General features: G+C 61.0%; 8 protein-coding genes. 4 read left to right on the forward strand and 4 right to left on the reverse strand.

The annotated features are described in order from the left end of the window. Positions 1-193: 193 nt before the first annotated feature. From fadA to AACQ95_RS05760, 3 genes are all read right to left on the reverse strand, one after another. The gene (gene fadA / locus AACQ95_RS05750) at positions 194-1,357 is read right to left on the reverse strand and encodes an acetyl-CoA C-acyltransferase FadA (RefSeq protein ID WP_042867410.1); all 1,164 of its coding nucleotides are present in this window, start codon (positions 1,355-1,357) and stop codon (positions 194-196) included. 21 nt (positions 1,358-1,378) lie between these two features. Beyond that, entirely contained in the window at positions 1,379-3,526 is a 2,148-nt protein-coding gene (gene fadB / locus AACQ95_RS05755) for a fatty acid oxidation complex subunit alpha FadB (protein WP_241280922.1), read from the reverse strand. A 202-nt stretch (positions 3,527-3,728) separates the two neighbouring features. Next, positions 3,729-5,666 (reverse strand): acetoacetate--CoA ligase, encoded by a 1,938-nt coding sequence (locus AACQ95_RS05760; RefSeq protein ID WP_241280924.1) that lies wholly within the window; start codon positions 5,664-5,666, stop codon positions 3,729-3,731. A gap of 190 nt (positions 5,667-5,856) precedes the next feature. On the opposite strand from AACQ95_RS05760, the gene pepQ reads away from it, so the two are divergent. Genes pepQ through hemG form a run of 4 tightly spaced genes read left to right on the forward strand, consistent with a single transcriptional unit; the run spans position 5,857 to position 9,822 of the window. Beyond that, entirely contained in the window at positions 5,857-7,179 is a 1,323-nt protein-coding gene (gene pepQ, locus AACQ95_RS05765; protein ID WP_241280926.1) for a Xaa-Pro dipeptidase, read from the forward strand. Further along, positions 7,179-7,796: a YigZ family protein gene (locus AACQ95_RS05770; RefSeq protein ID WP_241280928.1), complete on the forward strand. Its 618-nt coding sequence runs from the start codon at positions 7,179-7,181 to the stop codon at positions 7,794-7,796. Before pepQ ends, AACQ95_RS05770 begins: the two co-directional genes overlap by 1 nt. A 36-nt stretch (positions 7,797-7,832) precedes the next feature. Further along, positions 7,833-9,290 carry a TrkH family potassium uptake protein gene (locus AACQ95_RS05775; RefSeq protein WP_043135869.1) on the forward strand — a complete coding sequence of 486 codons (1,458 nt, stop codon included), beginning with the start codon at positions 7,833-7,835 and terminating at the stop codon, positions 9,288-9,290. Between the two features lie 7 nt (positions 9,291-9,297). Beyond that, complete coding sequence (gene hemG / locus AACQ95_RS05780; RefSeq protein ID WP_043135870.1) at positions 9,298-9,822, forward strand: menaquinone-dependent protoporphyrinogen IX dehydrogenase; 525 nt, start codon at positions 9,298-9,300, stop codon at positions 9,820-9,822. 145 nt (positions 9,823-9,967) lie between these two features. Here the strand turns inward: hemG and AACQ95_RS05785 are convergent. Beyond that, a partial coding sequence (locus AACQ95_RS05785; protein WP_241280929.1) for a hypothetical protein occupies positions 9,968-10,192 on the reverse strand: 225 nt, incomplete at its 5' end.

Here is a 10,192-nt window from a genome sequence, read left to right on the forward strand (position 1 = left end):
AATATCCTCCCATATCGCGTCCCGTAAATAAAAAAGGCCGACCCAAACGGGGCGGCCAACACGCAGATTCCGACGACAGGCGATCACCCCGTGTGGCGATCTCCACAGACTCGATGACGGGCCGGCAAGGCCGACCCCAAAAGAGACAATTCTGGCTCGCCCTCGCTGTCGAAGGGAGGGCGAGCCGTTGACATCACACCCGTTCGAACACGGTTGCTATGCCCTGGCCCAGACCTATGCACATGGTGGCCAGACCCAGAGTAGCGTCCTTCTCCTCCATCAGGTGGATCAGGGTGGTGGAGATGCGGGAGCCGGAGCAGCCCAGCGGGTGGCCCAACGCGATGGCGCCGCCGTTCAGGTTGACCTTCTCTTCCGCTACGTCCAGCAGCCCCAGGTCCTTGACGCAAGGCAGGGACTGGGCGGCGAACGCCTCGTTCAGCTCGACCAGATCTATGTCGCCTATGGTCAGACCGGCACGCTTGAGCGCCTTCTGGGTGGCGGGCACAGGGCCGTAACCCATGATGGCGGCATCGCAACCGGCCACGGCCATGGAGCGCACCCTGACGCGCGGGGTCAGCCCCAGCGCCTTGGCCCGATCCGCGCTCATTACCAGCATGGCGGAGGCGCCGTCGGACAGGGCCGAGGAGGTACCGGCGGTCACTGTACCGTTGACCGGGTCGAACACTGGGCGCAGCTGGCTCAGGGTTTCGACCGTGGTCTCCGGGCGGATCACCTCGTCGTAGTCGTAGAAGAAGCGGGCGCCGCTGGCGTCATGCCCTTCCAGCCCGACGATCTCTCTGGCGAAGCGTCCTTCCACGGTCGCGGCATAGGCGCGGCGGTGGGAGCGGGCGGCAAACTCGTCCTGCTGCTGACGGCTGATGCCGTGCAGCTTGCCCAGCATCTCGGCGGTCAGCCCCATCATGCCGGAGGCCTTGGCCACCGACTTGGCCATGCCGGGGTGGAAGTCGACGCCGTGGCTCATGGGCACATGGCCCATGTGCTCCACGCCGCCGATGATGAAGATGTCCCCATCACCCACCTGGATGGCGCGGGAGGCATCGTGCAGCGCCTGCATGGAGGAGCCACACAGACGGTTGACGGTGACAGCACCTACCTGCTTGGGGATCCCCGCCAGCAGGGCAGCGTTACGGGCTATGTTGAAGCCCTGTTCCAGGGTCTGCTGTACGCAGCCCCAGTAGATGTCCTCGATCTCGTTCGGGTCTAGGTTGGGGTTGCGCAGCAGGATGGAGCTCATCAGGTGCGCGGACAGATCTTCTGCACGCACGTTGCGGAAGGCGCCGCCCTTGGACCGGCCCATGGGGGTCCGGATACAGTCGACAATGACTACGTCTTTCATGAATGGATCTCCTTTCCGCAATCAGTAGAAGGTTTTGCCCTGGGCAGCCATCTCACGCAGCTTGTCGCTGACGCGGTAGAGCGGGCCCAGATCGGCATACTGGTCGGCCATGGCCACGTAACGATCCAGACCTATGGTGTCCAGATAGCGGAACACGCCACCACGGAAGGGAGGGAAGCCCAGACCATAGACCAGCGCTATGTCGGCCTCGGCCGGCGTGGCGACTATGGCCTCTTCCAGACAGAGCACCACCTCGTTGATCATGGGGATCATCATGCGGGCTATGATGGCTTCCTTGTCGAAATCCTGTTTCGGCTTGGCAATGGGGGCCAGCAGCTCGTAAGCGGCCACATCGGCCACCTTCTTCGGCTTGCCCTTCTTGTCCTGCTCGTAGGCGTAGAAGCCCTTGCCATTCTTCTGACCGAAGCGGCTGGCGTCGTACATCACATCGATGGCGGTGCGACCTTCCTTGCTCATGCGCGCCGGGAAGCCCTGCGCCATGACGTCACCGGCATGGTGACCAGTGTCGATGCCGACCACGTCCAGCAGGTAGGCCGGGCCCATGGGCCAGCCGAACTCGTTCTCCATCACCTTGTCGACGGCGGCGAAGTCGGCGCCATCGGCGACCAGCTTGTTGAAGCCGAAGAAGTAGGGGAACAGCACGCGGTTGACGAAGAAGCCCGGGCAGTCGTTGACCACCACCGGCGACTTGCCCATGGCGGCGGCGTAGGCCACCACGCGGTTGATGGTTTCATCGGAGGTCTGCTCGCCGCGGATGATCTCCACCAGCGGCATGCGGTGCACAGGGTTGAAGAAGTGCATGCCGCAGAAGTTCTGCGGACGCTTCAGCCCCTTGGCCAGCAGGGAGATGGGGATGGTGGAGGTGTTGCTGGCGAGGACGGCGTCGTCACCGATAATGCCTTCCACTTCGCCCAGCACGGCGGCCTTCACCTTGGGATTCTCGACCACGGCTTCGACCACCAGATCCACATGCTTGACGCTGTCATAGCTCAGGGTCGGGGTGATGGCGGAGAGCACCTGGCCCATCTTGATGCCATCGATGCGGCCCTTCTCGAGCTGACCGTTTAGCAGCTTGGTGGCTTCGCCCATGCCAAGCGCCAGCGCCTTCTCGTTGATGTCCTTCATCACAGCCGGAATGCCCTTGCTGGCAGACTGGTAGGCGATGCCGCCACCCATGATGCCGGCACCCAGCACGGCGGCGTGGCTTGTGGCCTTGGCTGCCTGCTTGGCGGCCTTCTTGGCCAGCGCCTTGATGTGCTGATCGTTGAGGAAGATACCGACCAGCGCCTTGGCCACGTCTGTCTTGGCCAGCTTGATAAAGCCCTGTGCCTCGACGACGAGCGCCTCGTCACGACTCATGCCGGCGGCGGCTTCGACGGTTTTAACCGCCGTCATGGGGGCCGGATAGTGTTTGCCCGCCACGGCGGCAACCATGCCGGCGGCGGTGCTGAAGCTCATCATGGCTTCCAGCTTGGAGAGACGCAGCGGGGCCTTCTTGGCGGCGCGGCGGCTCTGCCAGTTCAGCTTGCCCGCGATGGCGTCTTTCATCATCTGCACGGCGGCGCTGTGCAGTGCCTCGGGAGCGACCACGGCATCGACGGCACCCACCTTGAGGGCGTCATCGGCACGGTAATCCTTGCCTGTGGTGATCCACTCAAGCGCGTTGTCGGCGCCGATCAGGCGCGGCAGACGAACCGTGCCGCCAAAGCCCGGCATGATGCCGAGTTTGGTCTCCGGCAGGCCAATTTTGGCACTGGTGTCGGCCAGACGAAAATCGGTGGAGAGTATGGTCTCGCAGCCGCCGCCGAGGGCGTGGCCCTTGATGGCACAGAGGGTCGGCACCGGCAGATCTTCGATGGCGCTGAAGATGTCGTTGGCCTTTTTCAGCCAGCCGAGCAGATCTTCTTGCGGCAGATCGAACAGTTCCAGGAATTCGGTAATGTCGGCGCCGACGATGAAGGCGTCTTTGCCGGAGGTGAGGATCAGACCTTTTAGTTCACGTTCTTGTTTTAATGCGGCGATCGCTTCGCTCAGTGAGAGCAGGGTAGCGCGATCCAGCTTGTTGACTGAACCCGGGGCATCAAACCTCAGTTCGGCAATGCCGTGTTCGAGGTAGCTGACCGACAGGGTTTCGCCTTGGTAGATCATGAGAGTGTCTCCTTGTTCCCACTCGGTGGGGGGTGTTGCTCCTTTATCCCCAGCAGGGGGCGAGGCTCACTATTGATCCAAAAGAAGACAATTTCAACACCTATTTAAAACATTTGTTTAACAGATCTCGAGTAAAAGCTCGCCTCAGGCTAACAGCCAAAATAAAGGCGTCTCATGACGCCTTTATTAACCTTGTGTGCCATCAGCTGGCCAGCTCGGGCCTGTCCCGATACTGGCTCAGCACCTCGGGATCGGCGAGGGCATGAGTGTTGTTGACGGGTCTGTTGTGCACCACTTCCCGCACCGCCAGCTCCACTATCTTGCCGGATTTGGTGCGGGGAATGGCATCCACCTGCAGGATGCGGGCGGGCACGTGGCGGGCGGTGCAGTGCTGCCTTACTTGCTGGCGAATGCGCTCGCGCAGCGGCTCGTCCAGCTTGAGGCCGGGCTTGAGCTTGACGAACAGCACCACCCGCTCGTCCTGCTGCCACTGCTGGCCTATCACTATGCTCTCTTCCACCTCGTCGAGCTGCTCGACATAGCGATAGATCTCGCTGGTGCCGATGCGTACGCCCCCCGGATTGAGGGTGGCATCGGAGCGGCCATAGAAGAGGATGCCGCCGGTGTCGGTCAGCTCGATCCAGTCGCCGTGGCACCAGATGTTGTCGAACCGCTCGAAATAGGCGGCGTGGTATTTGTCGCCGCTGTCGTCCCCCCAGAAGCCGATGGGCTGGGCCGGGAAAGGCTTGGTGCAGACCAGTTCGCCCTTCTCGCCCTGCACCGGCTGGCCCGCCTCGTTGAACACCTGCACCGCGAGGCCGAGGCCGCGCCCCTGGCTCTCGCCGCGATAGACGGGGCTGATGGGATTGCCGATGACGAAGCAGGAGCAGATGTCGGTGCCGCCGGAGATGGAGCTGAGTTGTACATCTTTTTTGATCTGCTGGTAGACGTAGTCGAACCCTTCCGGCGACAACACTGAGCCCGTGCTGCAGATGAGCCGCAGCTGCGGCAGCTCGTGGGTCTTGATGGGGGCATAGCCCTGCTTGTTGAGCGCATCCAGATACTTGGCCGAGGTGCCGAACAGGGCGACCTGCTCATCGCGAGCCAGATCCCACAGTACATTGCCGTCCGGATAGAAGGGGGAGCCGTCATAGAGCACCAGAGTCGCGCCGGAGGCGAGCGCGCTCACCAGCCAGTTCCACATCATCCAGCCGCAGGTGGTGAAGTAGAACACCCGCTCCCCCGGCTTGATGTCGCAGTGCAGCTGGTGCTCTTTCAGATGTTGCAGCAGGGTGCCTCCTATGCCGTGCACTATGCACTTGGGCTTGCCAGTGGTGCCGGACGAATAGAGGATGTAGAGCGGATCGTTGAAGCCCATGGGCTCGAAGGCGAGCTGGGCCCCGGGCTGGCTCGCCAGCACCTGATGCCAGTCGTGACCAAGCCGCAGGGGATTGCCGAGCAGCGGGATCAGCACAGTCTGCTCTATGCTGTCGATCTGGCCGACCACGCCCGCCACTTTGTCCTGAATGTCGATGGCCTTGCCGTTGTAGCGGTAGCCGTCTACCGCAAACAGCACCCGCGGCCGGGTCTGGCCGAAGCGCTCCACCACGCTGGCCTCGCCAAAGTCGGGGCTGGTGGAGGTCCAGATAGCGCCCAGGCTGGTGGTTGCCAGCATGGCCACCACGGTTTCCGGGATATTGGGCAGGTAGGCGGCGACCACGTCGCCACTGCCTATGCCCTGGCTGCGCAGCCACTGGGCCAGCCTGGCCACCTGATCCGCCAGTTCACGCCAGCTCAGGGTGCGGCTTGGGCTGCCTTCGATGCGGGAGATAATGGCCGGGCTCTCATCCTGACGGCGCAGCAGGTTTTCGGCAAAGTTGAGCCGGCTGTCGGGGAACCAGCGGGTGCGCTGCATATCCTGGCGGTTTTCTGCCACTATGTCCCCCAGCTCGCCCTTGACGCCGCAGTGTTGCCACACCAGCGGCCAGAAGCGGGTGGTCTTTTCCACCGACCACTGGTAGAGCTGGGCATAGTTGTGCAGCTGCAGGCCATGGAAGCGGTTGACCTCGGCCATAAACTGCTGGAGGTTGGATTGTTGAATCCGTTCCTGATCCGGTTGCCACAGGCAAAGGTTGTGCATGAGTAGTCCCTGACTGCATGTATCTACCGGCAGTGTATTGAATTGTTTTTTATTTGTTAATGGTTGGTTTTTGTTTCATAACAAAAGCCTTGTAACGTATGCGTTACCTCACGAAGCGATAGCTTGACGGTTCGAGCCTTGATTCGCTTGATGTTATGCTGAAATCACATTTCTCCCGGAGCAGGACGCCATGAGCAGCTACAGCCAACTTTTTGCCCAGCACCTAGATACCTTGCAGCAGCGCACCCGCGACATACTGCAACAGCAGGGGCTCAGCGGCCTGGCCATCCACTCCGGCCAGACCCACCGCATCTTCCTCGACGACCAGGATTACCCCTTCAAGGTGAATCCGCACTTCAAGGCCTGGCTGCCGGTGCTGGACAACCCCCACTGCTGGTTGCTGGTGGATGGTGTGAACAAGCCGGTGTTGCTGTTCTACCGGCCGGTGGATTTCTGGCACAAGGTGGCGGACCTGCCCAATGCCTTCTGGGTCGACTTCTTCGATATCCGCTTCCTGACGAGGCCGGAGCAGGTTGCCGATCACCTGCCTGCCGGCAAGCAGGAGTGGGCCTATCTGGGCGGTCATCTCGAGGTCGCCGAGTTGCTGGGGTTGGGTCAGCCCAACCCGGAGGCCGTGCTCAACTATCTGCACTATCACCGTGCCTACAAGACGCCCTATGAGCTGGAGTGCCTGCGCGAAGCAAACCGCATCGGCGTGCGTGGCCATGTCGCGGCCAAGGACTCCTTCATGGCGGGGGCGAGCGAGTTCGAGATCAATCTGGCCTACATGAAGGCGGTCGGGCAGGGGGCCAATGAGGCACCGTACGGCAATATCGTCGCCATCAACCGCAATGCGGCCATCCTCCACTACACCCATCTCTCCTCCCTGCGGGTGCCGGATGCGGAGCGCCACTCTTTCCTCATCGATGCCGGGGTGGATTTTCACGGTTATGCCTCCGACATCACCCGTACCTGGGCCTGGCGCCGTGGCGAGTTTGCCGATCTGATCGCGGCGCTGGATGCGCAGCAGCAGGAGGTCATCGAGGAGATCAAACCGGGTCGCCGTTACAACGAGCTGCATCTGCAGATGCATCACAGGCTGGCGCGCTTGCTGCAAGCGGTCGAACTGGTGGACATGTCGGTGGACGAGATGATCCACACAGGGGTGACCAACGTCTTCTTCCCCCATGGTCTGGGTCATTTCCTGGGCCTGCAGGTGCATGATGCAGGCGGCTTCATGCAGGACGAGCGCGGCACTCACCTGGCGGCTCCCGAACAGTTCCCCTATTTGCGCTGTACCCGGGTGATGGAGGTGGACCAGGTGTTCACCATAGAGCCGGGCCTCTACTTCATCGACAGCCTGCTGGAGCCGCTGCGTCAGGGCGAGCAGGGCAAGCGGGTCAACTGGAACAAGGTGGAGGCGCTGCGTCCGTTTGGCGGCATCCGCATCGAGGACAACATAGTGTTGCACGCCAACGGGGTGGAGAACCTGACCAGACAAGCGGGACTCTGATGACGGCAGACTATGCCATTCCGGCCGCGCCGCTGGCGGTGAGTGAAGAGATCAAGAAGAGCCGCTTCATCACCCTGATCGCGCACACCCCGACGGTCGAGGCCGCCAAGGTGTGGGTCAACGAGATAAGGCAGCAACACCCCGGGGCCCGGCATCACTGCTGGGCCTTTGTCGCCGGTGCACCGCAGGACAGCCAGGTTTACGGTTTCAGCGATGATGGTGAGCCCTCGGGGACGGCCGGCAAGCCCATGCTGGCCCAGCTGATGGGCTCAGGACTCGGTGAAGTGGCCGCCGTGGTGGTGCGTTACTACGGCGGCGTGCTGCTGGGCACCGGCGGTCTGGTCAAGGCCTATGGGGGTGGTGTGGGCGCCGCGCTCAAGCGACTCGAGACCCGGGTCAAGCGCCAGCAGACACCCTCTCTCATCCAGTGTGACTATGCCGACATGGGGGTGGTGGAGGCGCTGCTCGGCAGCCATCACGGCCAGTTGCTGGAGGCCGACTATGGCTCCCGCGTCACCCTGCGGGTTGCGTGGGGATCCGCTGTTTGGGCCCGGGTTGACCGAGAATTGACCGACCGGACCCATGGACGGGTATCCCTTCGCCCCTTAGATGGCTAGAATCCATCGCTCTTTTAGCCTGAAGAGGGAGCCGGAATGCAGATTCTGAGCATCATTCGTATCGTTGGCCTGCTGGTCGCGCTATTCAGTTCGACCATGCTGCTGCCCGCGATGGTTGCCTTTGGCTACCGTGACGGTGGCGGTGCCGAGTTTGTCAATGCCTTCTTCATCGCCTTGCTGCTCGGTGCTCTGCTCTGGTTCCCCAACCGCCATCATAAGAAAGACCTCAGATCCAAGGAGGGTTTTCTTATCGTGGTGCTGTTCTGGGTGGTGCTGGGCAGCGTGGGGGCCTTGCCGTTCCTGTTGGGAGAGGTGCCCGGCATGACGGTCTCCGAGGCCTTCTTCGAATCCTTCTCCGGCCTGACGACCACGGGGGCGACCGTGCTGACCGGGTTGGACAATCTGCCCAAGGCCTTCCTCTTCTATCGCCAGCTGCTGCAGTGGCTGGGGGGCATGGGAATCATAGTGCTGGCGGTGGCCATACTGCCGCTGCTCGGTATCGGGGGCATGCAGCTCTATCGCGCCGAAATTCCGGGGCCGGTCAAGGACAACAAGGTCACCCCGCGCATCGCCGAGACGGCCAAGGCACTCTGGTTCATCTACCTGTTGCTGACCATGCTCTGCGCTCTGGCGTATTGGCTGGCCGGCATGACGCTGTTCGACGCCATCTGCCACTCCTTCTCCACCCTGTCGGTGGGGGGCTTCTCGACTCACGATGCCAGTATCGGTTTCTTCAACAGCCCGGCCATCAACCTGATCACAGTGCTGTTCCTGCTGCTGGCCAGCGTCAACTTCGCTCTGCACTTCATGGTGTTTGCCCACAAGCCGGTCCGCTTGAGCAGTTATCTGCGCGATCCCGAATTGAAGGTGTTTCTGGCAATCCAGGCGACCCTGGTGCTGATTTGCTTCGTCGCCTTGCTGACCCATGGCCACTACGCCACCTGGCAGGAGGCGCTCAACCACGGTCTGTTCCAGGCGGTGTCCCTCGGTACGACTACGGGGTATAGCACGACCAGCTATGCCGACTGGCCCTCTTTCCTGCCCATGTTGCTGATGTTCTCCGCCTTTATTGGCTGTTGTGCCGGCAGCACCGGGGGCGGCATCAAGGTCATGCGCTTCATGATCCTGTTCCTGCAGGGGATGCGCGAGCTCAAGCGACTGGTACACCCACGCGCCATCTATACCCTCAAACTGGGACGCCGCGCGGTGCCCGAGCGGATCGTCGAGGCGGTGTGGGGCTACTTTGCCACCTACATCATCCTGTTCTTCATCTTTATGCTGCTGTTGCTGATGACAGGGTTGAACGAGGTGACCGCATTCACGGCCGTGGCAGCCGCCTTCACCAACGTGGGGCCCGGGCTGGGCGAGGTCTCCAGCAACTTTGGCAATATATCGGCGACAGCCCAGTGGATCCTGATAGTCGCCATGCTGTTTGGTCGATTGGAAATTTTCACGCTTCTGGTACTGTTTACCCCCGCATTCTGGCGTAGTTGAGGTAGGTATGGACAAGATTTTGGTGCTTTATTCCTCTCGGGATGGGCAAACACGGAAAATCGTGGATGTCATGCTGGAGGAAATGCCAGGCTGCGAGGTGGTGATGCATGACCTGCACACATTGCCCATGTGCAACCTCAGCAAGTTCAAGAAGGTATTGATCGGTGCCTCCATTCGTTACGGCAACTTCCATCCCAGCCTGCTCAGCTTTATCCATGCGCACCATGAACAGCTGGAGGTGGCCAATGCGGCCTTCTTCTGCGTCAACCTGACCGCGCGCAAGCCGGAGAAGCAGACGCCGCAGACCAATGCCTATATGAAGAAGTTCCTGCGTCTCTCCCCCTGGAAGCCGAAAACGCTGGGGGTGTTTGCCGGCGCACTGCAGTACTCCCGCTACAACTGGTGGCAGACCCGCATCATTCAGCTGATCATGAAGATCACGGGTGGCAGTACGGATACCAGCAAGGACCTCGAGTTTACCGATTGGGAAAAGGTGCGCAGTTTTGCCCGTGAATTCTGGTCAAAAAGATAGCAACTCCGCGCCATTGCTGGCTTGAGCCTCGCGGATGCGGGGCTTTTTGTTTGATAAATAGGCATTCGAACCGCTAAACGGCAAAAAGTGCCATTTTTCGCAGATTTCCTCTTGTCATCGCGGCGCGGCTCCCTATAATGCGCCCCTACCAGCACGGCGGAACACGCCAACCTGATGAGCCAGCTTCCTTGTGAAGCCGGCGCCGAAAGAAAAGCGAAATCAATCGCTTGACTTTCGAAGTGGGGAGCGTAATATGCGCCTCCTCAACGCGACAAGCGTGACGCTCTTTAACAATTTGAATCAAGCAATCTGTGTGGGCACTCACAGCATCGAACATCAAACAATTTTGTTGATTTTCAATGTCTGGTGA

Origin of the sequence: Aeromonas sp. MR19 (assembly GCF_963899305.1) — a bacterium.
Lineage (GTDB): Bacteria > Pseudomonadota > Gammaproteobacteria > Enterobacterales > Aeromonadaceae > Aeromonas > Aeromonas bestiarum.

What these genes read in the sequence shown, in the direction of transcription:
- AACQ95_RS05760 (WP_241280924.1), bottom strand. Translation starts at nt 5,666, where the DNA reads ATGCACAACCTTTGCCTGTGGCAACCGGATCAGGAACGGATTCAACAA.
- AACQ95_RS05775 (WP_043135869.1), top strand. Translation starts at nt 7,833, where the DNA reads ATGCAGATTCTGAGCATCATTCGTATCGTTGGCCTGCTGGTCGCGCTA.
- hemG (WP_043135870.1), top strand. Translation starts at nt 9,298, where the DNA reads ATGGACAAGATTTTGGTGCTTTATTCCTCTCGGGATGGGCAAACACGG.
- fadB (WP_241280922.1), bottom strand. Translation starts at nt 3,526, where the DNA reads ATGATCTACCAAGGCGAAACCCTGTCGGTCAGCTACCTCGAACACGGC.
- fadA (WP_042867410.1), bottom strand. Translation starts at nt 1,357, where the DNA reads ATGAAAGACGTAGTCATTGTCGACTGTATCCGGACCCCCATGGGCCGG.
- pepQ (WP_241280926.1), top strand. Translation starts at nt 5,857, where the DNA reads ATGAGCAGCTACAGCCAACTTTTTGCCCAGCACCTAGATACCTTGCAG.
- AACQ95_RS05770 (WP_241280928.1), top strand. Translation starts at nt 7,179, where the DNA reads ATGACGGCAGACTATGCCATTCCGGCCGCGCCGCTGGCGGTGAGTGAA.